The 26,991-nt window shown below is 66.8% G+C and carries 25 protein-coding genes and 1 tRNA gene; 18 read left to right on the top strand and 8 right to left on the bottom strand.

Annotated elements, in window-relative coordinates:
* The first annotated feature begins 18 nt into the window (after positions 1 to 18).
* Positions 19 to 633, top strand: a complete 615-nt coding sequence (locus BLT73_RS17770; RefSeq protein ID WP_090521721.1) for a TetR/AcrR family transcriptional regulator — start codon at positions 19 to 21, stop codon at positions 631 to 633.
* A gap of 13 nt (positions 634 to 646) precedes the next feature.
* Here the strand turns inward: BLT73_RS17770 and BLT73_RS05955 are convergent, their stop codons facing one another.
* From BLT73_RS05955 to BLT73_RS05945, 3 genes are read right to left on the bottom strand one after another with little or no spacing between them, the layout of a single operon-like run.
* Positions 647 to 1,288 carry a uracil-DNA glycosylase gene (locus BLT73_RS05955; RefSeq protein WP_090521720.1) on the bottom strand — a complete coding sequence of 214 codons (642 nt, stop codon included), beginning with the start codon at positions 1,286 to 1,288 and terminating at the stop codon, positions 647 to 649.
* Entirely contained in the window at positions 1,285 to 2,298 is a 1,014-nt protein-coding gene (trpD, locus tag BLT73_RS05950) for an anthranilate phosphoribosyltransferase (RefSeq protein WP_090521718.1), read from the bottom strand. Before trpD ends, BLT73_RS05955 begins: the two co-directional genes overlap by 4 nt.
* Positions 2,295 to 2,885 carry an anthranilate synthase component II gene (locus BLT73_RS05945; protein ID WP_090521716.1) on the bottom strand — a complete coding sequence of 197 codons (591 nt, stop codon included), beginning with the start codon at positions 2,883 to 2,885 and terminating at the stop codon, positions 2,295 to 2,297. The genes trpD and BLT73_RS05945 overlap by 4 nt, the downstream gene beginning before the upstream one ends.
* Positions 2,886 to 2,988: 103 nt before the next feature.
* On the opposite strand from BLT73_RS05945, the gene BLT73_RS05940 reads away from it, so the two are divergent.
* Genes BLT73_RS05940 through BLT73_RS05920 form a run of 5 tightly spaced genes read left to right on the top strand, consistent with a single transcriptional unit; the run spans position 2,989 to position 9,750 of the window.
* Positions 2,989 to 4,353: a hypothetical protein gene (locus BLT73_RS05940; protein ID WP_143025633.1), complete on the top strand. Its 1,365-nt coding sequence runs from the start codon at positions 2,989 to 2,991 to the stop codon at positions 4,351 to 4,353.
* On the top strand, positions 4,350 to 5,528 hold the full coding sequence (locus tag BLT73_RS05935) for an aminotransferase (protein ID WP_090521711.1): 1,179 nt from the start codon (positions 4,350 to 4,352) through the stop codon (positions 5,526 to 5,528). The genes BLT73_RS05940 and BLT73_RS05935 overlap by 4 nt, the downstream gene beginning before the upstream one ends.
* A 56-nt stretch (positions 5,529 to 5,584) precedes the next feature.
* The gene (locus tag BLT73_RS05930; RefSeq protein WP_245727104.1) at positions 5,585 to 7,564 is read left to right on the top strand and encodes a peptidylprolyl isomerase; all 1,980 of its coding nucleotides are present in this window, start codon (positions 5,585 to 5,587) and stop codon (positions 7,562 to 7,564) included.
* 2 nt (positions 7,565 to 7,566) lie between these two features.
* Positions 7,567 to 9,081 carry an anthranilate synthase component I gene (gene trpE, locus BLT73_RS05925; RefSeq protein ID WP_090521937.1) on the top strand — a complete coding sequence of 505 codons (1,515 nt, stop codon included), beginning with the start codon at positions 7,567 to 7,569 and terminating at the stop codon, positions 9,079 to 9,081.
* 24 nt (positions 9,082 to 9,105) lie between these two features.
* On the top strand, positions 9,106 to 9,750 hold the full coding sequence (locus tag BLT73_RS05920) for an SDR family NAD(P)-dependent oxidoreductase (protein ID WP_090521710.1): 645 nt from the start codon (positions 9,106 to 9,108) through the stop codon (positions 9,748 to 9,750).
* Between the two features lie 73 nt (positions 9,751 to 9,823).
* Here BLT73_RS05920 and BLT73_RS05915 read toward each other — a convergent pair whose 3' ends face one another.
* Genes BLT73_RS05915 through fabI form a run of 4 tightly spaced genes read right to left on the bottom strand, consistent with a single transcriptional unit; the run spans position 9,824 to position 12,918 of the window.
* On the bottom strand, positions 9,824 to 11,017 hold the full coding sequence (locus BLT73_RS05915; protein ID WP_143025632.1) for a PRC-barrel domain-containing protein: 1,194 nt from the start codon (positions 11,015 to 11,017) through the stop codon (positions 9,824 to 9,826).
* Positions 10,954 to 11,460, bottom strand: a complete 507-nt coding sequence (gene gpt, locus BLT73_RS05910) for a xanthine phosphoribosyltransferase (protein ID WP_090521708.1) — start codon at positions 11,458 to 11,460, stop codon at positions 10,954 to 10,956. The genes BLT73_RS05915 and gpt overlap by 64 nt, the downstream gene beginning before the upstream one ends.
* A gap of 8 nt (positions 11,461 to 11,468) precedes the next feature.
* Positions 11,469 to 12,125, bottom strand: coding sequence for a LysE family translocator (locus BLT73_RS05905; protein ID WP_090521707.1), 657 nt, complete (start codon positions 12,123 to 12,125; stop codon positions 11,469 to 11,471).
* Positions 12,082 to 12,918, bottom strand: coding sequence for an enoyl-ACP reductase FabI (gene fabI, locus BLT73_RS05900; protein ID WP_090521705.1), 837 nt, complete (start codon positions 12,916 to 12,918; stop codon positions 12,082 to 12,084). Before fabI ends, BLT73_RS05905 begins: the two co-directional genes overlap by 44 nt.
* Before the next feature lie 58 nt (positions 12,919 to 12,976).
* Between fabI and pdxH the strand changes: the two genes are divergently transcribed.
* From pdxH to BLT73_RS05875, 5 genes are all read left to right on the top strand, one after another.
* Positions 12,977 to 13,621, top strand: a complete 645-nt coding sequence (pdxH, locus tag BLT73_RS05895) for a pyridoxamine 5'-phosphate oxidase (protein WP_090521704.1) — start codon at positions 12,977 to 12,979, stop codon at positions 13,619 to 13,621.
* A gap of 170 nt (positions 13,622 to 13,791) precedes the next feature.
* Positions 13,792 to 14,334: a cold-shock protein gene (locus tag BLT73_RS05890; protein ID WP_176804944.1), complete on the top strand. Its 543-nt coding sequence runs from the start codon at positions 13,792 to 13,794 to the stop codon at positions 14,332 to 14,334.
* The gene (locus BLT73_RS05885; protein WP_245727102.1) at positions 14,334 to 14,834 is read left to right on the top strand and encodes a DUF192 domain-containing protein; all 501 of its coding nucleotides are present in this window, start codon (positions 14,334 to 14,336) and stop codon (positions 14,832 to 14,834) included. Before BLT73_RS05890 ends, BLT73_RS05885 begins: the two co-directional genes overlap by 1 nt.
* Positions 14,835 to 14,874: 40 nt before the next feature.
* Positions 14,875 to 14,951, top strand: a tRNA-Pro gene (locus BLT73_RS05880).
* Between the two features lie 132 nt (positions 14,952 to 15,083).
* Complete coding sequence (locus tag BLT73_RS05875) at positions 15,084 to 16,103, top strand: LLM class flavin-dependent oxidoreductase (RefSeq protein WP_090521703.1); 1,020 nt, start codon at positions 15,084 to 15,086, stop codon at positions 16,101 to 16,103.
* 54 nt (positions 16,104 to 16,157) lie between these two features.
* On the opposite strand, the gene BLT73_RS05870 is transcribed toward BLT73_RS05875, so the two are convergent.
* Positions 16,158 to 17,129, bottom strand: a complete 972-nt coding sequence (locus BLT73_RS05870; protein ID WP_090521701.1) for a pirin family protein — start codon at positions 17,127 to 17,129, stop codon at positions 16,158 to 16,160.
* Between the two features lie 169 nt (positions 17,130 to 17,298).
* Here BLT73_RS05870 and BLT73_RS05865 point away from each other — a divergent pair, with 169 nt between their 5' ends.
* The 7 genes from BLT73_RS05865 (at position 17,299) to BLT73_RS05840 (ending at position 26,970) form a co-directional block, all read left to right on the top strand.
* Entirely contained in the window at positions 17,299 to 19,581 is a 2,283-nt protein-coding gene (locus BLT73_RS05865) for an FdhF/YdeP family oxidoreductase (RefSeq protein WP_090521699.1), read from the top strand.
* 45 nt (positions 19,582 to 19,626) lie between these two features.
* A complete protein-coding gene (gene ychF, locus BLT73_RS05860) occupies positions 19,627 to 20,724 on the top strand; it encodes a redox-regulated ATPase YchF (RefSeq protein WP_090521697.1) in 1,098 nt (365 codons plus the stop codon).
* Between the two features lie 74 nt (positions 20,725 to 20,798).
* Complete coding sequence (locus BLT73_RS05855; RefSeq protein WP_090521695.1) at positions 20,799 to 21,956, top strand: AGE family epimerase/isomerase; 1,158 nt, start codon at positions 20,799 to 20,801, stop codon at positions 21,954 to 21,956.
* Positions 21,957 to 22,217: 261 nt separating this feature from the next.
* Positions 22,218 to 22,814 carry a molybdopterin-dependent oxidoreductase gene (locus tag BLT73_RS17890; protein WP_218132507.1) on the top strand — a complete coding sequence of 199 codons (597 nt, stop codon included), beginning with the start codon at positions 22,218 to 22,220 and terminating at the stop codon, positions 22,812 to 22,814.
* A gap of 12 nt (positions 22,815 to 22,826) precedes the next feature.
* On the top strand, positions 22,827 to 25,295 hold the full coding sequence (gene fdnG, locus BLT73_RS05850) for a formate dehydrogenase-N subunit alpha (protein ID WP_218132506.1): 2,469 nt from the start codon (positions 22,827 to 22,829) through the stop codon (positions 25,293 to 25,295).
* Positions 25,292 to 26,284, top strand: coding sequence for a formate dehydrogenase subunit beta (fdxH, locus tag BLT73_RS05845; RefSeq protein ID WP_090521691.1), 993 nt, complete (start codon positions 25,292 to 25,294; stop codon positions 26,282 to 26,284). The genes fdnG and fdxH overlap by 4 nt, the downstream gene beginning before the upstream one ends.
* On the top strand, positions 26,284 to 26,970 hold the full coding sequence (locus tag BLT73_RS05840) for a formate dehydrogenase subunit gamma (RefSeq protein WP_090521689.1): 687 nt from the start codon (positions 26,284 to 26,286) through the stop codon (positions 26,968 to 26,970). The genes fdxH and BLT73_RS05840 overlap by 1 nt, the downstream gene beginning before the upstream one ends.
* The last annotated feature ends 21 nt before the right edge of the window (positions 26,971 to 26,991 follow it).

The raw sequence follows: 26,991 nt of genomic DNA, 5'->3' as shown, positions 1-26,991 counted from the left end.
GATGGGGCTGGAGCAGCGATGCGGGACGAGAACCGGAAGAAGCGCCACGAAACTATTGCGGCTGCGGCATATGCGCTGCTGGCGGAACATGGCTATGGCGGCACGTCCATGCTGCGCGTGGCGAAGACCGCGAGCGCGTCGAACGAGACGCTGTATCGCTGGTATGGCGACAAGGACGGGCTGTTCGCGCAGATGATCGAGGATAATGCGGCCGAGATCCGCGACATGCTTACGGCGGCGCTGAGCGGGTCGGACGCGCCCGAGGCCACGCTGCGCGCCGCCGCGCCGGTGCTGTTGCGGATGCTGGTCGGGGATCGCGCCGTGCTGCTGAACCGGGCCGCGGCGGCGGATGCCACGGGACGGCTCGGGGCCGCCATCTCGGCGGGTGGGCGGGGTCAGGTGATGCCGCTGCTGGATCGGGTGATGGCGCGGCTCTGCGCCGATGCGCCGGGCGAGGCCGAGCGGATGACCGGCTGGTTGCTGGCGCTGCTGATCGGGGATTGGCAGATTCGCCGCGTCATTGGCGAGATGGCCCGCCCCGGCGAGGCCGAGATCGCGGCGCGCAGTGCCGCCGCTGTGGATGGCGTTCTGCGTCTCATCGGGGATCTGCCAGGGGGCAAGGCGCCCGGCTGAGCGTGAAGTTGCGCTAGCGCGGGCCGATCCAGTCGATCTCGGCCTCGCCGCGCGCGCGCAGCCAGTCATTCACGCGTGAAAACGGTTGCGAGCCGAAAAACCCGCGCCGCGCCGAGAGCGGCGAGGGATGGGCGCTGGCGATCAGCAGATCGTCGTCGCGGGGCAGGCCGGCCAGGGCCTTCTGCGCGTGATTGCCCCAGAGGATGAAGGCCAGCCTGCCGTGGCGTTGGGCCTCGGCCACCGCCTCGCGCGCCAGCCGGTCCCAGCCCCATCCCGCATGGCTGCCCGCCTGACCCGGCAGGACAGAGAGAGAGCTGTTCAGGAGAAGCACCCCCTGCCGCGCCCAATGGCTCAGATCGCCGCAGCCGGGCGTTGCGTGAAGGTCGTCCTCCATCTCCTTGAAGATATTTCTCAAGGATCGCGGCAGCGCGGTGTCCGGTGTGACCGAAAAAGCCAGCCCGTCCGCGTGGCCCGGCATCGGATAGGGGTCCTGGCCCAGGATCACCACGCGCACGGCGTCCGGCGGGGTCATGGCGAGCGCGCGAAAGATCGCCTTCGGACCGGGCAGGAAATCGCTGCCATGCAGCCGCGCGCGCAAGCCGGGCCAATGGGCGGAGAAGAACGGCAGATGCGACCAGGCCTCGGGCGGTGTCACAGCGGCACGTCCCGTGCCAGCGCGGCAAGGCGCGCCGCCGCCGCGCCGGAATCGATGCTCTCCGCCGCCATCTCGGCACCGCTGCGCAGATCGCTTGCCTTCCCGGCCACCAGGAGTGCTGCGCCCGCGTTCAGCAGAACCGCATCGCGATAGGCGTTTTTCTCGCCCGCCAGAAGCGCCCGCAGCGCCGCCGCGTTATGCGCGGCATCCCCGCCGACGATCCCGGAGAAATCATGCCGCGGCAGACCGGCATCCTCGGGGGTGACGGTGAATTCGCGGATCTCGCCGTCTTTCAACTCGACCACGAAACTGTCGCCGGAAATCGCCAGCTCGTCGGTGCCGTCCGATCCGTGCAGCAGCCAGGCGTGGACCGATCCCATCTCGCGCAGCGTGGCGGCCATGGGGCGGCACCATTTGGCGTCGAATGTGCCGGTGAGCTGCCGCGTGACCCCGGCCGGGTTGGTCATCGGCCCCAGCAGGTTGAAGATCGTCCGCGTCCCCAGCTCGGCCCGCGACGCCCCGACATGGCGCATGGCGGGGTGGTGGACCGGGGCCATCATGAAGCACATCCCGCTCCGCTCCAGGGCGCGCTGCGACTGCGCCGGCGTGGCCGCGATGTTGATGCCAAGCTCGGTCAGCGCGTCGGCGGAGCCGGACTTCGAGGACAGCGCCTTGTTGCCGTGCTTGGCAACCGGAACGCCCGCGCCCGCCACCACGATCGCCGCGGCGGTCGAGATGTTCAGCGTCTTGCGCCCGTCCCCGCCTGTGCCGACAATGTCCATCGCGCCCTCGGGCGCGGTGATGCGGTGCATCCGGGCCCGCATCGCGCCGGTCGCCGCCGCCATTTCATCCACCGTCTCGCCGCGCACCCGCATCGCCATGAGCAGCCCGCCGATCTGCGCGGGGGTGGCCGCCCCCTCGAACAGGGCGGCGAAGGCGGCGTCGGCCTCGCCCTGGGTCAGCGGGCGTTCGGCGGCAAGCCCGATCAGCGGGCGGATATCGGTCGTCATGCGGTTTCCGGGGATGTGCAGCGGCTCAGGAAGTTGCGGATCATGGCGTGGCCATGCTCCGAGGCGATGGATTCGGGGTGGAACTGCACCCCTTCGATGGGCAGGTCGCGATGGATCATGCCCATGATCGTGCCGTCGACTGCCGTCGCCGTCACCCGAAGCGCGGCGGGCAGGCTGTCGGGTTCGACGGTCAGCGAATGATAGCGCGTCGCATTCAGCGGCGAGGGCAAGCCTGCGAACACGCCGCTTTCGTCATGGTGGACCGCGTCGATCTTGCCATGCATGATCCGGCCCGCCCGCACGATCCGGCCGCCGAACGCCGCTCCGATCGCCTGGTGGCCCAGGCAGACCCCGAAGAGCGGCAGATCGCCGCGGTCGGCCACGGCGCGGATCAGATCGACGCAGATCCCGGCCTGGGCGGGATCGCAGGGTCCGGGAGAGATCACGATGCCGTCAGCGCCCGCCGACAATGCCTCCGCCACGGTCAGCTTGTCGTTGCGCCGGACCTCGACCCGCGCCCCCTCCTCGCCGAGATAATGGACGAGGTTCCAGGTGAAGCTGTCGTAATTGTCGATGAGCAGGATCATGTCAGTCCGTGGCGATTAGGGGTGAACCCGGCGGGATCAGGTCTTATAGATGTGCGAAATGGCCGCGCGGGGCAAGCCGGGCGGCGGCAGAAATGGGGCAGGGATGGAGAGATCGGACGGATTCGGGCGTGGCGCGTGGCATGGCGCGCTGATCGGCGTGGCGGCGATGGCTGCGCTCGCACTGTCCGTGCCGCCGTCCGCGCCGGTGGATCCGGCGTCCTCCGGGGCTGCGTCCGAGGGCGGGTCTGCGCCGCAGCAGGCTGCTGAGGGCGAGGTGAATGACGCGGCGGGGGGTGCCAGCGACCCGGCGCCGTCCGCCCCGGCCGTGACCGTCGCCGGGGATGCGTCGGACGGCGCGGGGACTGCGCCTGCGGCGGAGGCAGAGGCGGAGGCAGAGGCAGAGGCGGAGGCAGGGGAGACACTGCCGCAGCCGGTCTCGACAGAACCGCCCGCCATCGCTGTCACGGAAGACGCGGACGGACCGGAGGCGGTTCAGCCGCTATCCGCCGTGCCATCCGACCCGGCCACCGCCGCGGCCACGACCGAGATGCGCCCGCCCGCGGGCTCGGAATTTGCCCGTGCGGAGGATCTGCCGCCCGCCCTGCCATCGGCAAGCCAGGCGCCGGCCGCATCGCTCAGCACCGCGCCGGTCGTCGCCGTGCCGAATGCCGAAGACGCTCCCGTGCCCGCGACGGGACCGGCAAACCGCCCCGAACCCCAGGCAGAAACCGGAACGCCGGTCTCGGCCGCCGAGGCACAGACCGCCCCCGATGCGCCCGGCCGCGACATCGACCCGCCACGCCCGGCCCCCGTCCCCGACCGCGTGATTCCGCCGGGGCAGGATGCGGAACCCGCCATCGCCTCGCGCAGCGCGCCGGTCGCGCCTGAAGAGCAGGATGCGCTCTCCCTTCCTGCCGAGGACACGGCCCCGCAGACCGCCGCATCCTCGCGGCCCGACGCGCCTGCCGGGCCCGAGGCCGAATCGCGGCCATCCGGGGACCCGACGGATACTCCTCAGGCCCAGACCAGCACCGCCACCGCCGAGGCCCCGCCCCGTGAACCGGAGATCGTGCCGCAATCCGGCGGGGCCGGGCAGGGCACCCGCCGGGCAGCGGTTCCGGCGCTGCAAGCGCCCGATCCGCGCCGCGAAACCGTGCCCCCGCCGCCGCCACCCGCCGAAGAGGCGGATGATGGTGAGCCGTCCGTTGAAGAAGCGGCGGTGAGCGTCGTGGCGGGATCTCCCGGCACGCAAGACGGCAATGACACCATGCCGGACGGGCGCGCGCCGGATGCGGGCTCCGCGTCGGATGCCAGTGGCCCGTCGGACGGGACGGAGGCAACCGATCCGCCTGCAACGGCCGCCCCCATCCCTGCACCCGCCCCGGCCGATCCGCCCGCACCGGCCACCGGCCGAAACCGCGCGCCGGATCTGTCGGTGCCCAGCCTGCCGCTTTCGGGGGCGCCATGACGCCGCTGAACCCAGCCCTGGCCGCGACCTTCCCGCCGCCCGTGATGGAGGCGCGGCGCTGGCTCGAGGGGATCAGCTTTCCGCCCGCGCGTCCGCTCATAAATGTCAGCCAGGCCGCGCCGGTCGATCCGCCGCCCCGCGCCTTGCGCGAGGTGCTGGCCGATGCGGCGCTGAACCGGCCGGAGGCGCATCTCTACGGCCCGGTGCTGGGCAATGCCGATCTGCGCCGCGCCCTGGCCGAAAGCTGGCAGCGATTCTACGACGCAGAGGTTGACGCCACCGGTGTGGCGATCACCCAGGGCTGCAACCAGGCCTTCTGCGCGGCCATTGCGACGCTGGCCGGGGCGGGGGACGAAGTCATCATTCCGGTGCCGTGGTATTTCAACCACAAGATGTGGCTGGACATGCAGGGCATCACCGCCGTGCCGCTGCCATGTGGCGCGGATATGGTCCCCCGCGCGGCGGATGCCGCGGCGCGGATCACCAGCCGCAGCCGCGCCATCGTGCTGGTCAGCCCCAACAATCCGACCGGCGCGGAATATCCCGCGGCCACGCTGGCCGAATTCCATGATCTCGCGCGGCAGCACGGGCTGGCGCTGATTCTGGACGAGACCTATCGCGACTTCGACAGCCGCAGCGGGCCGCCGCACCGGCTGCTGGCAGGCGGTGTGGATGACACGCTGATCCAGCTTTACAGCTTCTCCAAGGCGTTTCGCCTGACCGGCCACCGGGTTGGCGCGGTCATCGCCAGCCCCGCGCGGCTGGCGGAGATGGAGAAGTTTCTCGACACCGTCGCCATCTCGACCGGGCAGATCGGCCAGATCGGCGCGGAATGGGGCCTGCGGAACCTGGGGGGCTGGCTGGCCGATGAGCGGCGCGCGATCCTGGACCGCCGGGCCGGGATGCTGCGCGCCGCGGCGCAGATGCCGGGCTGGCGGGTGGTCTCCTCGGGGGCCTATTTCGCCTGGCTGGAACATCCATTCGAGATGCCATCCGACGACCTGGCGCGTGAATTGGTGCGCCAGGCCGCCGTGCTGATGCTGCCAGGGACGATGTTCATGCCTCAGGGGCAGGGCCAGCGTCACCTGCGGGTGGCCTTTGCCAATGTCGATGGGCCGGCGCTTATGCGGATGGCCGAGCGGATCGCTGATTTTTCGGGGCAGAGCCTCCCTTGAAGCAGGCCGGGTCGCAGCCTAAAACCGCAGCCAGACGCTGAGAAGGAAGATCACGCATGAGCAGCCTGCGCACCAAGGGCAAATCCACAATCGTCTGGATCCTGATGGGGATGCTGCTGCTGGGGCTGGGCGGGTTCGGCGTCACCAGCTTCTCCGGCGGCTCGACCGAGATCGGCAGCGTCGGCGAGACCGAGATCGACGCGCAGAGCTATGCCCGCGTGCTAAACAACCAGATCGACGCCATCGCGCGGCAGACCGGCCAGCGGATGAGCATCGAGGATGCGCGCAGCATGGGGCTGACCCAGGCGGTGCAGGCGCAGCTTCTGAACTCGGCCGCATTGGCCGAGGAGGCGCGGAAATCCGGCGTCTCGGTCGGGGATCGTGTGGTGGCGGAGGCGATCACCGCCGCCCCCGCCTTCCAAGGTCCGGGCGGGTTCGACCGGGCGGCCTATGGCGAGTTGCTGCGGCGGCAGGGCCTGAACGAGGAGGAGTTCGAATCCGACATGCGCCGCGACATGGCCAGCCAGATCCTGGAACAGGCGGTGGTGGCCGGGGTGACGCCGCCGCCCGCCCAGGTCGCGCAGACCGCCCGGTGGATGCTGGAACGCCGCGATATTTCCTGGACCGAGCTGACCGCCGAAGATCTGCCCGCCCCGGTCAGCCCGGCTGACGAAGAGACGCTGAAGGCGTGGCATCAGGCCAATGCCGACAGCTTCACCGCGCCCGAGATCCGGCGGATCACCTATGCCTGGCTCACGCCCGAGATGCTGGCCGAGACGGTGGAGCTGGACGAAACGGCGCTGCGTGAGGTCTACGATTCGCGCGATGCGGATTATAACCAGCCCGCGCGTCGGCTGGTCGGACGGCTGGTCTTTGAAAGCATGGAGGCCGCCGAGGCCGCCAAGGCACGCATCGACGCGGGCGAGGCCGATTTCGAGCAGGTCGCCGGCGAGCGGGGGCTGAGCCTTGCCGACACCGAACTGGGCGAGCTGACCGAATCGGAGCTTGGGGCGGGCGGCGAGCTGGTGTTCGCCGCCGAGGATAACGGCGTCGTCGGCCCGGTCGAGACCGATCTCGGCCCGGCGCTGTTCGCGGTGAATGCCATTCTCGATCCGGTCAATATCAGCTTCGAGGAGGCGCTGCCCGACCTGCGCGCGGAAGCCGCCGCGGACCGGGCGCGTCGCCTGATCGCGGACCAGTCGGCAGGGATCGAGGATCTGCTCGCCGGCGGGGCCACGCTGGAGGATGTCACGGCCGAGACCGACATGCAGATCGGTGAGCTGGACTGGACGGCACAGAACGAGCCGGTGCCGGGCGAGATCGGAGGCTATACCGCCTTCCGGCAACGCGCCGCCGCCGTCACCGCCGAGGATTACCCGGAACTGTTCGAGCTGGATGATGGCGGCGTGTTCGCGCTGCGGCTTGACGAGGTGGTCCCGCCCACGCTGATCCCCTTCGAGGAGGTGCGCGACCGGGTGGCCGAGGATTGGGCGCAGGCAGAGGCGCGGCGTCAGCTTCTGGCCATCGCCGAGGAGATGAAGCTGCGCGCCGTCTCGGAAACCATGCCCGCGCCGCGCAGCCTGGCCGATGCGGTTCCGGCCGACCAGCAACCCGACGACATCGCCCCGCAGGCGGGCGGAACGGCGGCTGCACCGGGCGAGACCTCTGCCACCTCGCGCCGCGCGGCGGCCAGTGACGCGCTGCCCGCGCCGGAATGGACCAGCGAGACCGGGCTCTTGCGCGACGGCTATCTGGAGACGGCGCCCGAGAACCTCGTGGCCGAGGCGTTCAAGCTGGAAGAGGGCGAGACCGAAGTGCTTGAAGCCGGGGACCGCGTGGCGCTGATCCGCGTCGATCGGGTGGCGCCGGCCGATCTGGAGGGGGAACTGGCCCAGGACGTGTCGGACAGCGTGACCGGGCGGATCGGGGCCTCGCTGCAGAACGATCTGTTCGATTATTTTGCCCGCGCGGTCCTGTCTGCGAATGGGCTGTCGCTGGATCAGTCTGCCATCGCAGCGGTCGAATCGCAGCTATGACGATGCAGATCGCCCCGGATTTCGCCGGGTTCCGCCCCGGCTGGGAGGCCGGGCAGAACCAGTTGCTGACCCTGCGGCTGGCGGCGGATCTGGACACGCCGGTCAGCCTGATGCTGAAGCTGGCCGAAGCCGCGCCGAACAGCTTCGTGCTGGAAAGCGTCACCGGCGGCGAGTTGCGCGGCCGCTATTCCATGATCGGCATGAAGCCGGATCTGATCTGGGAATGCCGCGCGGGCCGGGCGCGGATCAACCGCGAGGCGCGCTATTCCGATGCATTCTCCGATGACGCGCGCCCGGCGCTCGACAGTCTGCGGGCGCTGATCGCGGAGAGCCGCATCGACATGCCCGGCGGTGTGCCGGCGGCGGCGGCGGGGCTGTTCGGCTATCTGGGCTACGACATGATCCGGCTGGTGGAGGATCTGCCCAACGTCAATCCCGACCCGCTGAACCTGCCCGACGCGATCCTGACCCGGCCTTCGGTCGTGGCGGTTCTGGACGGGGTGAAGGGCGAGGTCACGCTCTGCGCGCCGGTCTGGCATGTTGACGGCGTTCCGGCGCGCGCCGCCTATGCGCAGGCCGCCGAACGGCTGACCGAGGCGCTGCGCAGCCTCGACCGGCTGCCGCATGAGCCGCGCGAGATGGGCCACAGCCACGAGATCGGCGCCCCGCGCTCGAACTTCACCCATGCGGGCTATCTGGCGGCGGTCGAGCGCGCGCGGGACTATATCCGCGCGGGCGACATTTTCCAGGTGGTTCCGGCGCAGCGATGGGCGCTCGATTTCCCGCTGCCGCCGTTTTCGCTCTATCGCAGCCTGCGGCGCACCAACCCGTCGCCCTTCATGTTCTACCTGAACCTCGCCCCGGAGGAGGGCGGGTTTCAGATTGTCGGTGCGAGCCCCGAGATCCTCGTCCGTCTGCGCGACGGCGAGGTCACCATCCGCCCCATCGCCGGCACCCGCCCGCGTGGCGCGAACGAGGCCGAGGACCGGGCGCTCGAGGCTGATCTTCTGGCCGATCAGAAGGAGCTGGCCGAGCATCTGATGCTGCTCGATCTGGGCCGCAACGATGTGGGGCGGGTGGCCAGGACCGGCACGGTGCGCCCGACCGAGAAATTCGTGATCGAGCGCTACAGCCATGTTATGCATATCGTCTCCAACGTGGTCGGAGAGCTGCGCGAGGGCGAGGATGCGCTGTCGGCCCTGCTGGCCGGTCTGCCCGCAGGGACCGTGTCGGGGGCGCCCAAGGTCCGCGCGATGGAGATAATCGACGAGTTGGAGCCCGAAAAGCGTGGCGTCTATGGCGGCGCTGTCGGCTATTTCTCGGCCAATGGCGAGATGGATATGTGCATCGCGCTGCGCACCGGGGTCATCAAGGACCGCCAGCTCTATATCCAGTCGGGCGGCGGCGTGGTCTTCGACAGCGACCCGGAGGCCGAGTTCCAGGAAACCGTGAACAAGGCCCGCGCCCTTCAGCGCGCGGCAGAAGAGGCCGCGCGATTCGTGCGGGGCAATGGTTAATCAGTCACATCCGGGAGGTATCGCATGCGGATCGTCATCACGGGGGCAAATCGGGGCATCGGCGCAGGCCTGAAATCCGCATATACGATGCGCGGCGAGGAGGTGCTGGGCACGAGCCGGGAGCCGTCGGGCGATCTGATCGGCTGCGATGTCACCGATCCGGCATCGGTCGCTTCGATGGCCGAGGCGGTCGGGGACGGCCCGGTCGATCTGCTGATCTGCAATGCCGGGGTCTATCTGGACAAGGGCGCGCCGCTCGATGGCGGTTATGACGCCCGGCTGTTTCAGGACAGTTTCGCGGTGAATGCCACCGGGGTGTTCCTTACCATCGAGGCGCTGCTGCCGGCCATCAGGCAGTCGCGCGGACGCATCGCCATCATCTCCTCGGCCATGGGGTCGGACTGGCGCGCGCCGGGCGGCAGCCTGGCCTATCGCGCCTCGAAGGCGGCGGCGCTGAATATTGACCGCAATCTCGCAACGGATCTGCGCCCGGAGGGCGTGGCGGTCGGGATCTATCATCCCGGCTGGGTGCGCACGCGCATGGGCAGCGAGGCGGCGGATATTTCGGTCGATGAGGCGGTGTCGGGGCTGGTCGAGCGCTTCTCTGCGCTGAGCATGGAGACGACCGGGGTGTTCGAATCCTATGACGGGCAGACGCTGAAATTCTGACGCCAGGACAGGCACCGGCATGGAAAAAGGGCGGCCTCGCGGCCGCCCTTCATCGCTTCGGCAATCGACCGGGTCAGTTGGCCGGAGCCGCCGGTTCCGCAGCCGGGTCTGCCGCAGCCGGATCGGCCGGAGCCGCAGCCGGGTCGGCCGGGGCCATCGCCGGATCGGCCGCGGGATCGGTCGCCATGCCGTCCGTCGCGCCAGCCGGGGCCGGGGCGCTCTCACGCTCGCGGAACACGTATTCCGGTGCCGCGTCGGCTTCTTCCTGAGTCAGCTCCGAGGTGATTTCCTCGGCGTCGTAATTGATGGTGAGCTGGTCCCAAGGCAGGGCGATCTGCTTTTCACCAATGCCCAGGAAACCACCCACACCGACGATCGCGGCGATCATGCTGCCGCTTTCGCTGTCCACGATGATGTCGTTGACGTCACCGATGCTGTCGCCGTCGGGCGAGGTGACCGAGGCGCCGGTGATCCAGTCAACGCGCAGCTCGTTGCCGGACTGCTCGCGGGCGATCTTGTCGCTGTTGGCCATCTCGGCTTCCATCGCAGCGGCTTCCGCGTCTTCAGCCGCGGCTTCGGCGTCCATCGATTCGGCACTGGCGCCCGGATCTGCAGCCGCGTCGCCTTCCATGGCGGGATCAGCCTCCATGGCAGCGTCGCCTTCCATCTCGGTTTCGGCCGCCATATCGGAGTCGGCCTCCATCGTCGCATCCGCGTCCATGGTCTCGGTCTCGGCGTCGGCTGCGTCGGCCGCGGCGTCGCCAGCGTCTTCCGCCGCATCGCCAGCATCCGCCGCGGCGTCACCGGCGGCATCCGCCGCATCGCCGGCTGCATCGGTGGTCGCGTCGGCCGCGTCCGAAGCCGCGTCACCCGCGGCATCCGCCGCGTCGCCAGCCGCATCCGCCGCCGATTCGGCCGCGTTTTCAGTCGCCTGGGCGGCATCTTCCATGGTGTCTTCGGCGGCTGTGTCCGCGTCCTGCGCGAAGGCCATGCCCGAAAGCGGGAGCACAAGGGCGGTGGTCAGAAGAAACTTACGCATCTGATATCTCCTCAGCGTTTCACGAATGCCGACGGGCATCCGCATCACGCAACCAATCCGCACCAAGCAGTTTCGGTTCCCATTCTTAACTTTTGTTTGTTGGTGCTGAATTGGCAGGTTCGGGCAGGCAATTCTGAGCCGCGCGATCTGCCCGCCCGCGCCTCTCAGTCGTCGCCGCGATAGGGCCGCACATATTGCAGCGCCATGTCCCAGGGGAAGAATATCCACGTGTCCTGGCTGACCTCGGTCACATAGCTCTGAACGATCGGCTTGCCCTTGGGCTTGGCATAGACGGTCGCGAAATGCGCCTTCGGATACATGGCGCGGATCAGTTCCAGCGTGCGACCGGAATCGACCAGGTCGTCCACGACCAGGATCCCCTCGCCGTCGCCCATCAGCGCCGCATCGGGCTCTTTCAGCACCTCCAGGTCGCCCTGTCCGGCCGTCGTGGCGACGCCGCGATAGGACCGGACCGAGATCGTGTCGATGGTGCGGATGTCCAGCTCGCGCGCGACGATCATCGCGGGCACCATGCCGCCACGCGTCACCGCCACCACGGCGCGCCATTCGGTCCCGTCGAGCCGCCAAGCCAGGGCGCGCGCATCCCGGTGCAACTGGTCCCAGCTTACATGGAAGCCCTTTTCATGCGGGAGGCGGTCGGAATCGGTCATGGTCTCTCTCAGCTCTTGAAGATCAGCAGGATGCCCAGCAGGAATAGCGCAAGCGCGGCGGCCCGGTCGATCCAGAACTTCGCCCCGAAATAGCGCCGCCGCATCATCGCGGTCGACATGGCAAGCGTTACGACCACATACCAGAACAGCTCGGTCGCCACCGCGGTCGCGTAGATCGAGCCGCTGCGGGTCAGGGTGAGCTGGCCCGGAAACAGCCGCAGGATCAGCGCCGCATAGAACAGCGCCGGCTTGGGATTGGACAGGTTCAGCAGCACACCGCCGAAGAAGCCGCGACCGAATTTCTTCTCCGCCGCCTCGGGCAGCGGATCCGATGCGCTGCGCCACAGACCCCAGGCGAACCAGACGATATAGAGCCCGCCCAGGATCTTCACCGCGTGATAGAGCGGCGGAAAACTCTCGAACAGCAGCGACAGCCCGCCAAGCGCGAAGACGCACCACAAAGACGCGCCGATGGCCAGCCCGATCCCGAAAGGCAGCGCGACATCGCGGCCGCGGGAGAAGGACGTCTGGATCGCCGCCACGATCGCCGGACCGGGCGAGAGCAGCGCGACCGAGATCAGCCCGATCAGGGCCAGATAGGGCTCGATCCCGTCCAGAAGCTCAGCCCTCCTTGCGGCCCGACACCACGTCGATATCGGGCGCATCCACCGCCTTCATGCCGACGAGGTGATAGCCGGCATCGACGTGATGGGTCTCGCCCGTGACGCCGCTGCCCAGATCCGACAGCAGGTAGAGCGCGGAATTGCCGACCTCGTCCTGCGTGACGTTGCGGCGCAGCGGCGAATTCAGCTCGTTCCATTTCAGGATATAGCGGAAATCCCCGATGCCGGAGGCCGCCAGCGTCTTGATCGGCCCGGCGCTGATCGCGTTGACGCGGATGCCGTCCTTGCCGAAATCCTCGGCCAGGTACCGCACCGATGCCTCGAGCGCGGCCTTGGCGACGCCCATGACATTATAATGGGGCATCACCCGCTCGGCGCCGTAATAGGTCAGCGTCACCATGCTGCCGCCCGCGCCCATCATCGCGCCGGCATGACGCGCGACCATGGTGAAGGAGTAAACCGACACGTCCATCGTCTTGAGGAAATTGTCGCGGGTGGTTTCCGCGTAGCGGCCGCGCAGCTGGCTCTTGTCCGAATAGCCGATGGCGTGGACCAGGAAATCCAGTTGCCCCCAGCTTTCGCCGAGTGCCGCGAACATCTGCGCCACGGAGCCCTCGTCGGTCACGTCGCAATCGAACAGAAGCGTCGAGCCCAGCTCGGCCGCGAGCGGTTCGGCGCGCTTCTTCATCGCCTCGCCCTGATAGGACAGCGCGATCTCCGCGCCCTGATCGGACAGCGCCTTGGCGATCCCCCAGGCGATGGATTTGTCGTTGGCCAGCCCCATGATGAGGCCCCGCCGCCCTGCCATGAGCCCCTGGCGTTCGCTGCTTGACATGCCCCTCTCCATTCTACCTTTTGGGCAGGATTAGGCGAAACCCCGGGAGGCATCAAGCATGAGCGCACGCGATGGTATATTCGCCGGCGACGATCCGTTCGCGATTGCACGGGCCTGGCTGGCCGAGGCGCAGGAGGCCGAACCCAACGATCCGAGCGCGATGGCGCTTGCCACGGTGGACGCCGACGGGATGCCGGATGTGCGCATGGTGCTGCTCAAGGACATCGACTCCGACGGGCAGGGCGGCGGGTCGTTCGTGTTCTACACCAATTACGAGAGTGCCAAGGGCCAGCAGATCGAGGCGGCGGGCAAGGCCGCCTTCGTGATGCACTGGAAATCCCTGCGCCGGCAGATCCGGGTGCGCGGCAGCGTCACCCGCGAGGAGGGGGCGGCGGCGGATGCATATTACAACAGCCGCGCCTTGCAGAGCCGGATCGGGGCCTGGGCGTCGCAGCAGAGCCGGCCGCTCTCCTCGCGCAAAGCGCTGATGCTGGAGGTGGCGCGCCAGGGTGCGCTGCACGGCACCGCGCCGGCGCGGCCGAAACACTGGGGCGGTTACCGGATTGCACCGACCCAGATCGAGTTCTGGGCTGACGGCGCGTTTCGCTTGCATGACCGTTTCAGGTGGGTACAAGTCGGGGGAAAACAGGACACCGAATCTGACCTTTCCGCCCGCTGGGAAGTAAATAGATTGTTTCCTTAGTGCTGCATCTTCCCTATATGATTGAAATGTATGGGGTTGTAATAGCCTTACGTTACGTCAATTAATGCGTTTTATAGAGGACGGGATGGCCAAGTTGTGTGAGTATCGCTGGGTAAACGTAACAATCGTACACGGCCCAGAATGGGCTGAGGTCAACGTAAAGCCGTAGTATGACAATAGCTGACGACAGTTTGGTTACCGAGGTCAGTGGGTCGATAAAATGGTTCGATCCCACGCGGGGTTTTGGATTCATCATCAGTGACGATGCGGGTCCGGATATTCTCCTCCACACGAATGTTCTGCGCAATTTCGGGCAGGGCTCCGTGGCCGATCGCGCGCGGGTGAAGGTGCTGGTGCAGCACACCTCGCGCGGATTGCAGGCCGTGCGGATCCTGTCCATCGAACCGCCGGAAAGCGACGGCGCGCCGCCGATCAGCGATCTGGCGGACACCTCGCCCGAGATGCTGGAGACATTGCCGTTCCTGCCGGCGCGGGTGAAATGGTTCGACAAGGGCAAGGGCTTCGGATTTGCCAATTTGTTCGGCCAGCCCGGCGACGTGTTTCTGCATTGCGAGGTGCTGCGCCATTCCGGCCTGTCCGATCTGGGCGTGGGCGAGGCGGTGGCGCTGCGCGTCGTCGATGGGCGCCGCGGCCTGATGGCGGCGCAGATTGCGCCCTGGGAAAAAGGCAGCCGGGATCACGGGGACGCGTGATGCGCATGCCGCGCGGCTTCTCGATGATGGCGACCACGCTGGCGCTGCTTTTGCCGGCGGTCTCTGCACGTGCCGATACGATGTGCAGCGCCGACATTGCGCGGTTTCCGGCGATCGACCTCTCCGTGCAGGTCGAGATCGCCGATGATCCGGCGGAACGGGCGCAGGGGCTGATGAACCGGGACTCCCTCGATGAGAAGTCGGGGATGCTGTTCATCTTCGAGGCCCCGCGCGAAGCGTCCTTCTGGATGAAGAACACGCTGATCCCGCTCGACCTGATCTTCCTCGACCGGACCGGCACGATCCGGCATATCCACCCCAATGCCATCCCGCTGGACCTGACGCCGATCCCCGGTGCAACGGCGGATGATCCCAACCCCGAACGGCTGATGGTGCTTGAAATCGCCGGCGGCGAGGCGGCGCGGCTTGGCCTCGAACCCGGCATGGCGATGGCCCATCCCGCGCTTGATCCGCAGCAGGCCGCAGCACCGTGTCAATAGGGGTTTCTTCCCGGCGAAACAGCCGCTAGAAGCAGCCCGTCGGGGCGTGGCGCAGCCTGGTAGCGCGACGGTTTTGGGTACCGTAGGTCGTAGGTTCGAATCCTATCGCCCCGACCATGTCTCCTCGGAACGCACGCTCTCTGCGACCGGCGCAGCCCGGCCATGCACGGCTTGAAGCCGCGCGGGTCGCGTGACTACATCGGCCTCGACACAGCCGGGCTTGTCCGGCGAGATATGCGGAGTGTGACGATGAAGAAAATCGGTTTCCTGTCCTTTGGCCACTGGTCGCCCGAGCGCGGATCGCAGGTCAAGACCGCCGCCGATGTGCTGACCCAGTCGATCGAACTGGCGGTGGAGGCGGAGAAGATCGGCGTGGATGGCGCCTATTTCCGCGTCCACCATTTCGCCCGCCAGCTTGCCTCGCCCTTTCCGCTTCTGGCGGCGGCAGGGGCGCGGACCTCGACCATCGAGCTGGGGACGGGCGTGATCGACATGCGCTATGAAAACCCGCTCTACATGGTCGAGGATGCGGGGGCGGCCGATCTGATCTCGGGCGGGCGTCTGCAACTGGGGATCAGCCGCGGCTCGCCCGAGCAGGTGGTCGATGGCTGGCGCTATTTCGGCTATCAGCCCGGCGAGGGCGAGGATCATGCCGCCATGGCGCGCCGCCATGCCGAGGTCTTCCTGCAACAGCTCGACGGCGAGGGCTTCGCGCAGCCCAACCCGCAGCCGATGTTCCCCAACCCGCCGGGGCTTCTGCGCCTGGAGCCGCATTCCGAGGGGTTGCGCGACCGGATCTGGTGGGGGGCGGCCTCGGACGCCACGGCGCGGTGGGCAGCCGAGATGGGGATGAACCTTCAAAGCTCGACCCTGAAGACCGACGAGACGGGCGAACCTTTCCACATCCAGCAGGCCAAACAGATCCGCGCCTATCGCGAGGCGTGGAAAGCGGCCGGTCACGAACGCGAACCGCGCGTCTCGGTCAGCCGCTCGATCTTCGCGCTGATGACGCCGGAGGACCGGATGTATTTCGGCCGCGGCGGCAAGGAAAGCGATCAGGTTGGCATCATCGATCAGACCCGTTCCGTCTTCGGGCGCGGCTATGCCGATGAGCCGGACCGGCTGATCGAACAGCTTCGCGAGGATGAGGGCATTGCCGAGGCCGATACGCTGCTGTTGACCGTGCCGAACATGCTCGGCGTAGAGTACAATGTCCACGTGCTCGACAGCATCCTGCGCCATGTCGCGCCGGGGCTTGGCTGGCGCTGAGCCTTCGCGCGCGCAGGCGCGGGCCGGGCCGGTTCACCCCTGCGCGGCCCGCCGCTATTCGCCCTTGCGCGGCACCGCCTGGCCCCGGATCGGCTCGGGTGCGGGGACATATTCCTCCTTGTCATCGACCGGCAGGTCGAACTGGCCCTGACCCCAATCCGCCGCGCGCCATTCCTCGCGCGCGTGGCGGATCTTGTCGCGGCTGGAGGCCACGAAATTCCACCAGATATAGCGTGGCCCGTTCATCGTCGCCCCGCCAAGCGCCATCAGCCGCGCACCCCGTGGCCCGGCCGCCACGGTGATCCGGTCGCCGGGGCGGAAGATCATCATTCGCCCGGCCTCGAACTCGTCGCCCGCGATGCTGACCGAGCCTTCGGTGACATAGAGGCCGCGATCCTCGTGATCGTCGGGCAGGGGGAAGCGCGCCCCCGCCGCCAGTGTCACGTCGAGATAGAAGGTCTCGGAATACAGCGTCGCCGGGGCCTTCTGGCCGTAGGCGCTGCCGAGGATCAGCTTTGCATTGACGCCTTCGGCCTCGATTTCGGGCAGATCGGACTTGCCGTGATGCTCGAAAATCGGGTCCATCTCCTCACGATCCTCGGGCAGGGCGATCCAGGTCTGGATGCCGAACAGGCTGTGCGGCCCGCGCCGTGCCTGGGCTGATGTGCGCTCGGAATGGGTGACCCCCTTGCCCGCCACCATCCAGTTCACTGCGCCGGGCAGGATCACCTGATCGGTGCCGATACTGTCGCGGTGGTGGAAATCGCCCTGATAGAGATATGTCACCGTCCCCAGCCCGATATGGGGATGCGGGCGGACATCAATCCCGTCGCCGGTCAGGAACTCCGCCGGGCCGGCCTGGTCGAAGAAGATGAACGGGCCGACCATCTGGCGTTCGGGGGCGGGCAGGGCGCGCCGGACCTCGAAGCTGCCAATGTCGCGGGCGCGCGGCACGATCACCGTCTCGATGCTGTCCAGCCCGATCTCGTCGGGGTTTCCGGGCGTCAGGGTGGGGTTCCAGCTCATCGCTCAGGTGCTCCGTCCAACTCATGCGGCGACAGTCTCGGCTCGGAAGGCAACGCGCGCCAGCCTGTGCCGGTTCGACAGTAGGGCCGGGCTTGTCCGTCGCACCGGCATTTCTGGCAATCGCCCCGCCGCTGTGGTTCTGTGGTCGGATCAGCGAGCGGAGGCCGGCATGAGCGACAGGAAACCCAGCCAGCAAGGTGACGGAAAAGCCGCAGGCGGCTGGGGGGCTGCCGCCGCGACCGCGCGGGTGCTGATCGAACAAAGCGTGGTCGGCAAGGGCTCGCGTGCGCTGCTGGAGATGAACCAGCCGGGCGGCTTCAAATGCCCAAGCTGCGCCTTCCCCGATTCGGCCCGGAAGAAAAAGCTGGATTTCTGCGAGAACGGCGTGAAGGCGCTTGCCCATGAGGCGACGAAGCACCGGGTGGACCGCGATTTCTTCGCCCGGCACAGCGTCGCGGAACTGGCCGGGCAGAGCGATTACTGGCTGGAGATGCAGGGCCGGCTGACCGAGCCGATGCGTTATGACGCCGAAACCGATCATTACGTGCCGGTCGCGTGGGAGGACGCCTATGCCCTGATCGGGCGCCATTTGCAGGCGCTCGATCATCCCGATCAGGCGGAGTTCTATACCTCGGGCCGGACGCCGAACGAGGCGGCGTTCCTGTTTTCGATCTTCGGGCGCGAATTCGGCACGAACAACTTCCCCGACTGCGCCAATATGTGCCACGAACCGACCAGCCGGGGCCTGCCGCCGTCCATCGGCATCGGCAAGGGCACGGTGGTGATGGAAGATTTCGAGCACACGGAAGCGATCTTCATCTTCGGACAGAACACCGGCACCAACTCGCCCCGGATGATGGGCAATCTGGTCGAGGCGCGCAAGCGCGGCGTGCCGGTGGTGGCGGTCAACCCGATGCCGGAGCGCGCGCTGATGCGCTTCACCGATCCGCAGGATCCGCGCCAGATGGCGACCTTCCGCGCCACCGACATCGCCAGCGAATTCGTGCATGTGAAGATCGGCGGTGATCTGGCCCTGCTGAAAGGGATGATGCGCGCCTTGTTCGAGGCTGACGACAAGGGGCGTGCGGTGCTCGACCGGGACTTCATCGCCGCGCATTGCGCCGGTTTCGGGGCGCTGCGCGACGAGATCATGTCGCTTGACTGGGCGGAGATCGCAGACGCATCCGGCATCGCTGAGGACCAGATCCGCCGCTGCGCCGAGATCTACGCCGGATCCGGTGCGACGATGATCTGCTACGGCATGGGGCTGACCCAGCATCAGAACAGCGCCGAATTGTTGCAGCAGGTGGCGAATCTGCTGCTGCTGCGGGGGAATTTCGGCAAGCCGGGCGCGGGCATCGTGCCGATCCGGGGCCATTCCAACGTGCAGGGCGACCGTACGGTCGGGATCGACGAAAAGCCGACCGACGCCTATCTCGACCGGGTCGAGCAGGTGTTCGGCTTTGTCCCGCCCCGCGATCACGGTCATCACGTGCTGGACGCGCTTTACGCGATGGAGGCCGGGCAGGCGCGTGTCTTCATCGGCATGGGCGGCAATTTCATCCGTGCCGTGCCGGATCGCGACCGGGCCGAGGCGGCGATGCGGCGGCTGGATCTGACGGTGGGCATCGCCACCAAGCTCAATCGCGGGCATCTTGTGCATGGGCGGGATGCGCTGATCCTGCCGGTGATCGCGCGCTCGGAGATCATCCGCACGGCGCAGGGTGTGCAATTCGTGACCATTGAGGATGCGATGGCCAATGTCACCGCCTCGCACGGGGTGCTGGAACCGGCGACAGGCTCGCTTCGCAGCGAGGTGGAGATCGTCTGCCGCATGGCGGCGGCGGCGCTGCCCGGCAGCACGGTGCCCTGGCTGGACTTCATCGGGGATTACGACCTGATCCGCGACCGGATCGCCGCGACCTACCCGGATCTCTTCACGGATTTCAACGCGAAGATCCGGCAGGAGGGCGGGTTTCACCTGGATGTGCCGCCCCGGCGGCGGGTCTGGAAGACGCCCAATGGCAAGGCGAATTTCCTGGTCATGCCGGGTCTGGACATGGACGATCCCGTCGATGCGCCCGACATGCTGCGCCTCGCCACGATCCGCTCGCATGACCAGTTCAACACCACGATCTACAGCTGCAACGACCGCTATCGCGGCATTCGCGGCGACCGGGAGGTGCTGTTCATGAATGCCGGTGACATGGCGGCGCGGGGGATCGAGACCGGAAGCGCGGTCGAGGTGACGACGATCAGCGACGACACCCGCCTGCGCCGGGTGACCGGGCTGCGGGCGCAGGAATATCCGCTGCCGCGCGGTTCGGCGGCGGGGTATTTCCCGGAGCTGAACCCGCTTTTGCCCTTCGATCACCACGACCGCATGACCGGCACACCGGCGGCCAAGTCGATCCCGGTGCGCGTGGTCGCGGCTGGACCTCGGCCCGCGTGACGCGTAAGACCCGGCGAAACCGCACTGACTGCACGGGATTTCGAGATGGGCTTTCGCATGGGGATCGTCGGGCTGCCGAATGTCGGCAAGTCCACCCTGTTCAACGCGCTGACGCGCACCGCCGCCGCGCAGGCGGCGAATTTTCCGTTCTGCACGATCGAGCCGAATGTGGGCGAGGTGGCGGTGCCGGATCAGCGGCTCTACACGCTGGCGGGGATCGCTGGCTCGAAGCAGATCATCCCGACCCGGATTACCTTTGTCGATATCGCGGGCCTCGTGAAAGGGGCCAGCAAGGGCGAAGGTCTGGGCAATCAGTTCCTCGCCAATATCCGGGAGGTGGATGCGATTGCCCATGTGCTGCGCTGCTTCGAAGATGGCGATGTGACCCATGTCGAGGGGCGTGTGGATCCGCTGGCCGATGCCGACACGATCGAGACAGAGCTGATGATCGCCGATCTGGAAAGCGTGGAAAAACGGCTGGCCAATCTGTCGCGCAAGATCAATGCCGGTGACAAGCAGGCCAAGGAAGATGCCCGCCTGATGACCGCCGCGAAAGAGGCGCTCGAGGCAGGCCGCCCGGCCCGCACGGTCGATGTCGCGGATGACGACCGCAAGGCATGGAACATGCTGCAGTTGCTGACGGCGAAACCGGTGCTGTATGTCTGCAACGTGGCCGAGGACGAGGCCGCGACCGGCAATGACTATTCCGCGCAGGTCGCGAAGATGGCCGAGGAACAGGGCGCGGGCCATGTGGTGATTTCCGCGAAGATCGAGGAAGAGATCAGCCAGCTTGACGCCGGGGAAGCCGAGATGTTCCTGTCCGAGATGGGGCTGGAGGAGGCCGGGCTCGACCGGCTGATCCGGGCCGGGTATGACCTGCTGGGGCTTCAGACCTATTTCACCGTCGGCCCGAAGGAAGCCCGTGCCTGGACCATCCGCCAGGGCACGCTGGCCCCGGCGGCGGCAGGCGTCATTCACGGCGATTTCGAGCGTGGTTTCATCCGCGCCGAAACCGTGGCCTATGACGACTATGTCGCCGGGAACGGCGAGGCGGGGGCGCGCGAGGCGGGCAAGCTGCGCGTCGAAGGCAAGAGCTATGAGGTGAAGGACGGCGACGTCCTGCACTTCCTGTTCAACGCCTGATCTGGCAGTGCGCTGACGGCCCGGCCGGGTGGGCCTGGCCCGCATCAGATCACGGGGCGACTGGGGGGTTTCAAATGACCGAATACGGGGCCGGCTGGTGCCGCGCCGAAGCGACGCGACTGCTGGATTTTCACGCCGCCTCGGTGAATCCCGACGGCGGGTTCTACAAGCTGGCGGCGGATGGCACCCCTCTGCCGGACCCGACGCGGGAGCTGCACGAGACCACGCGGATGGTCCACGCCTATGCGCAGGGCCACCGGCTGCGGCATCCGGCCGCCGCCGCCATCGTCGATCACGGCGTTCGGTTCCTGCTCGACGGCCATTACGATCCGGTGCATGGCGGCTTCTGGTGGAGCGTGGGTGATGACGGCCCCTCCGACCGGCGCAAGCAGGCTTACGGGCATGCTTTCGTTCTGCTGGCCGCCGCCTCGGCCCATGCGGCGGGTCACCCGGAGGCGGACCGGCTGCGTGGTCTCGCAATGGATGCGATCCGCACGCATTTCTGGGAGGGCGATCCCGGTGCGGTATCGGACACGTTCGACGAGGACTGGACCAACCCGCCCGCCTATCGCGGCGGCAATGCCAATATGCATCTGACCGAGGCGCTTCTGGCCGCCCATGCAAGCTGGCGGGATGCGGAGGATCTGGACATGGCCCGCAGAATCGCGGGGTTCATGATCGACTGTCATGCCCGCGCCGAGGGCTGGGTGGTGCCGGAGCATTTCACCCCGGACTGGCAAATCGACCGCGATTTTGCCGGTGACCCGATGTTCCGCCCGCCGGGCACCACGCCCGGCCATGCCATCGAATGGGCGCGTCTCGTGTTGGAACTGCGCCGGGAAGGCGGCGAGGCGGCGCGCGACGCATGGACGCTCGACGCGGCCCGGGCGCTTCATCAGCGGGCCCTTTCAGATGCCTGGCTGCCGGAGGGCGGGCTGGCCTATACGATGGGCTGGGACGGGCGGATCGACAACCGCCGCCGTCTGTGGTGGCCGTTGGCCGAGGCGATCGCCACGGCCCATGAGTTGACAGAGGCCACCGGAGACGAGCAGTGGCTTGCGGATGTTGACAAATTTTGGCGGCATCTCGACCGCCATCACATCGACCATGTGCATGGCGGCTGGTTCGCCGAGATCGGACAAGGCGGCGAGACCGTCGAAACCCTCTTCCCCGGCAAACCTGATATTTATCATGCGATGACGGCCTGCATGGCGGGCACCGAAATCGGTTAACCGACTGTCTCATATAGATAAATAACCGTATTACCCGGCGCGAGCCGCGATCGCACGGGTGAGGCGGGCCGGTGGCCGGGATCCGCGTGCCTGCGAAATTCTGCAATCTTCCCCGGTGCTTGTTGTCATGTCTGAATCGCGGGTCGGGCCATGTGGCCGGCCGGACTGCTCTGCCCTGATCTGTGAACAGGATTGACTTTTCCCCGCGCCCGCCGGAACCTGAACGGACCAAACTTCGGGTAGGCAAAATTGGAGGGGAAGATGAATATTGACCTCTCGCGGCGCAGTTTCATCAAGCTGGCGGGCGCGGGCGTCGTGGCAAGCTCACTGGGGTCGCTCGGCTTCGGTGAGGCAGAGGCGCAGGAGCTGGCGCATATCAAGCCGTTCCGCCTGACCACGCTGACCGAGACCCGCAACACCTGTCCCTATTGCTCGGTCGCCTGCGGCATCATCATGTATTCCGAGGGCGATGCGCGCAACGGCCAGGCCGAGTTGATCCATATCGAGGGCGATGTGGACCATCCGACCAATCGCGGCACGCTCTGCCCGAAAGGCGCGGCGCTCAAGGATTTCGTGCGCTCCGAAAGCCGGCTGACCGAACCGAAGATCCGCCGCCCCGGCAGCGACGCCTTCGAGCCGATCAGTTGGGACGAGGCGCTCGACCGGATCGCCCGCGCGCTCAAGGACGATCGTGACGAGAACCTGGTGCAGTTCAACGAGGACGGGGTGCCGGTCAACCGGCTGACCACGACCGGGGTTTTGGCTGCATCCGCCACAACGAACGAGACCGCCTGGGCGACCTTCAAGGTCATCAAGGCGATGGGGATTGCAGGTTTCGACAACCAGGCACGCGTCTGACACGGACCGACGGTGGCCAGTTTGGCCCCAAGCTTCGGTCGCGGTGCGATGACCAACTCCTGGACCGACATCAAGAACACCGACCTGGTGATCGTGATGGGCGGGAATGCCGCAGAAGCCCACCCCTGCGGTTTCAAATGGGTCACGGAAGCCAAGGCGCATCGCGCCGCCAAGCTGATCGTGGTCGATCCCCGCTTCACCCGCACGGCGGCGGTCAGCGATTACTATGCGCCGATCCGTCCCGGCACCGATATTGCCTGGCTGATGGGCATGATCCGGTGGATGATCGAGAACGACAAGGTCCACTGGGAATATGTCCGCAACTTCACCAACGCGGCCTTCATCGTGAAGGACGAGTTCGGCTGGCAGGACGGGCTGTTCACCGGGTACGATCCGGCGACGCGCGATTATGACCGGTCGAGCTGGGATTACGTGATCGGCGAGGACGGCTTTGCCGAGACCGATCCGACGCTGGAAAACCCGCGCTGCGTCTGGCAGTTGCTCAAGGCGCATGTCGATGTCTACACGCCCGAGATGGTGGAGCGCATCACCGGCACGCCGGCCGACCAGTTCCTGCATATCGCGGAGATGATCGGCGAGACCTCGGCGCCCGACAAGACCATGACCTCGATGTATGCGCTCGGCTGGACCCAGCACACCAAGGGCAGCCAGAACATCCGCGGCATGGCGATGCTGCAGCTCATCCTCGGCAATATCGGGGTGATGGGCGGCGGCATGAACGCGCTGCGCGGGCATTCCAACATCCAGGGCCTGACCGATATGGGCCTGATGTCGAATCTGCTGACCGGCTATCTGTCGATGCCCACCGAGGCGGAGACGGATTACGCCACCTATATGTCGACGCGGGAGTTCAAGCCGCTGCGGCCCAACCAGACCAGCTACTGGCAGAATTACTCCAAGTTCATGGTCTCGTTCATGAAGGCGATGTGGGGCGATGCCGCGCAGGCCGAGAATGACTGGGCCTATCACTACCTGCCGAAGCTCGACGTGCCGAATTACGACGTGCTGCGCATGTTCGAGCTGATGAATCAAGGCCAGGTGAACCTGTATTTCTGCCAGGGCTTCAACCCGCTGATGGCCTTCCCGAACCGGGCCAAGCTAACCTCGGCGCTGTCGAAGCTGAAACTGCTGGTCACCATCGACCCGCTGGAGACGGAAACCGCGCGGTTCTGGGAAAATCACGGCGAATACAACGACGTGGACCCGGCCTCGATCCAGACCGAGGTGCTCCAGCTTCCCTCGACCTGTTTTGCCGAGGACGAGGGCTCGCTGACCAATTCCGGGCGCTGGCTGCAATGGCACTGGCCGGGCGTCAGCCCGCCGGGTGACGCCAAGCTGGACACCTGGATCATGTCGCAGATCTTCCTGCGGGTGCGCGAGCTTTACCGCCAGGAAGGGGGCAGCTTCCCCGATCCGATCCTGAACCTGAGCTGGGAATACGAGGATGAAAACGATCCCACCCCGCAGGAACTGGCGATGGAGATCAATGGCCGGGCGCTGAGCGCGGTCAGCGATCCGAACAATCCCGGCGCGACCTTGCTGGAAGCCGGCCAGCAGGTGAAGAACTTCACCGAGCTGAAGGATGACGGCTCGACCATGTGCGGCTGCTGGATCTATTCCGGCTGCTGGAACGTGGACGGCAACAACATGGCGCGGCGGGACAATTCCGATCCGTCGGGGCTGGGCGTCTATCAGAACTGGACCTGGTCCTGGCCGGTCAATCGCCGGATCCTCTATAACCGCGCTTCCTGCGATCTGGAGGGCCGGCCCTATGATGCGGACCGGATGCTGATCGAATGGGACGGGGAACGCTGGGTCGGCAATGACGTGCCCGATATCGGCGTCACCTCGCGCCCCGAGGAGGTCGGACCGTTCATCATGAACCCGGAAGGCACCTCGCGGTTGTTCGCGCGCGGCATGATGCGCGACGGGCCGTTCCCGACCCATATGGAGCCGTTCGAGAGCCCGATGGCCAATGTGTTCAACGCCGAGATGCGCGGGAACCCGGTGGCGCGGGTGTTCGAATCCGACGTGGCCGATCTGGGCACTTCGGAGGAGTTCCCCTATGTCGGCACCTCCTACCGGCTGACCGAGCATTTCCACTTCTGGACCAAGCACAACAAGGTGAATGCGGCGCTGCAACCGCAATTCTTCGTAGAGATCTCGGAAGAGCTCGCGGCGGAGAAGGGCATCACCAAGGGCGGCTGGGTCCGGGTCTGGAACAAGCGTGCCTCGATCCGGGCGGTGGCGGTCGTCACCAAGCGCATCAAGCCGCTGATCTGTGACGGCAAGCCCGTCCATGTCGTCGGCGTGCCGCTGCATTGGGGCTTCACCGGCGTCGCCAAGAAAGGCTACGGACCCAATTCGCTGACCGTGTTCATCGGGGATGCGAATATCGAGACGCCGGAATCGAAGGCCTTCCTTGTCAATATCGAGCCAGCAGAGGAGCCCGTGGCATGAGCACACCCGCACCGGCCCCGACCACGGCCGTCTCAAACCCCTCGGTCGATCCGCTGACGCCGAACCTCTCGGACGCGGCGATCATGCGGGCATCGGCCACGCCGAACCTGCCCGAGCCGACCCAGCAGATGGAGAAAGTCGCCAAGCTGATCGACATCTCCAAATGCATCGGCTGCAAGGCCTGCCAGTCGGCCTGCGCCGAGTGGAACGAAACCAGCCCCGAGATCGGGATCTGCGACGGCACCTATACCAACCCGCCCGATCTGAGTTCGGAAATGTATACGCTGATGAAGTTCAGCGAATGGGAGAACCCCGACAGCGGCAATCTGGAATGGCTGATCCGAAAGGATGGCTGCATGCATTGCGAGGATCCGGGCTGCCTGAAGGCGTGCCCGGCGCCCGGCGCCATCGTGCAGTATACAAACGGCATCGTCGATTTCGTCTCCGACAAATGCATCGGCTGCGGCTACTGCATCTCGGGCTGTCCGTTCGACATTCCGCGCATGTCGCCGACGCGGAACGTGGTGTCGAAATGCACGCTCTGTTCGGACCGCGTCGCGGTCGGGCAGGGGCCGGCCTGCGCCAAGGCCTGCCCGACTCAGGCCATTGTCTTTGGCACCAAGGACGACATGATGGCCCATGCCGAAACCCGGGTCGATGACCTGAAATCGCGCGGCTATGACCGGGCCGGGATCTATGATCCGCAAGGCGTCGGCGGCACGCATGTGTTCTATGTGCTGCAACATGCCGACAAGCCGGAGCTGTACAGCGATCTGCCCGCCGATCCGAAGATCTCGGAAGTGGTCGAGGGCTGGAAGGGACCGGCCAAGGCGGTCGGTCTGGCCGCGATCGGGCTGGCGGCGGTGGGCACCGTGCTGCACTCGATCTTCGGCAAGCCCAACACGGTCAGCGCCGAGGATCAGAGTGAGGCCGAGGAATTGGTGGATGCCGAGCTTGGCGCCGAGGGACAGCAGCGGGAGGAGGTCTGATGGCGGAGAGGGAATATTCGGAATCGACCGACCGGATCGTTGCGACCGAGCCGGTGGAAATCCGCCGCTATGCCACCCATACGCGGATCAATCACTGGTTCACCGCGATCCTGATCGTGCTGCTGATCCTGTCGGGTTTCGCGCTGTTTCACCCCTCGCTCTTCTTCCTGACCGCGCTGTTCGGCGGCGGGCAGGCGGCGCGCTTCATCCACCCGATCTTCGGCGTCGTCGCTTGCATCAGCTTCCTGCTGCTGTTCCTGCAATTGTGGAAGCTGAACCTGATGCGGCGCGAGGACATCACCTGGGCGCGCAACATCAACGAGATGCTGGCCGGGAACGAGGAAAAGCTGCCGGAACTCGGCAAGTATAATTTCGGGCAGAAGGTCGTGTTCTGGGGCATGTTCTGGCTGCTCCTGGCGATGGTCGTCTCGGGCGTGATGATCTGGCAGCAATTCTTCCCCAGCCTTGTCTCCATCGAGGTGCGGCGTTGGGCGGTGGCGATCCACGCGCTGTCGGCGGTGCTGTCGGTGCTCATCATCATCGTGCATGTCTATGCCTCGCTGTGGACCCGCGGCACGCTGCGCGCGATGGTAGGCGGCCGGGTCAGCGGCGGATGGGCCTGGAAACATCACCGCAAATGGCTGCGCGAAGTCGCTAGACGTCAGGATACGCCTCCGGCAGAATGAGCCGGAGGCGCGCCCGGCGCG

Origin of the sequence: Paracoccus isoporae (assembly GCF_900101865.1) — a bacterium.
GTDB lineage: Bacteria > Pseudomonadota > Alphaproteobacteria > Rhodobacterales > Rhodobacteraceae > Paracoccus > Paracoccus isoporae.
This window is presented reverse-complemented; position numbering and strand designations above follow the sequence as displayed.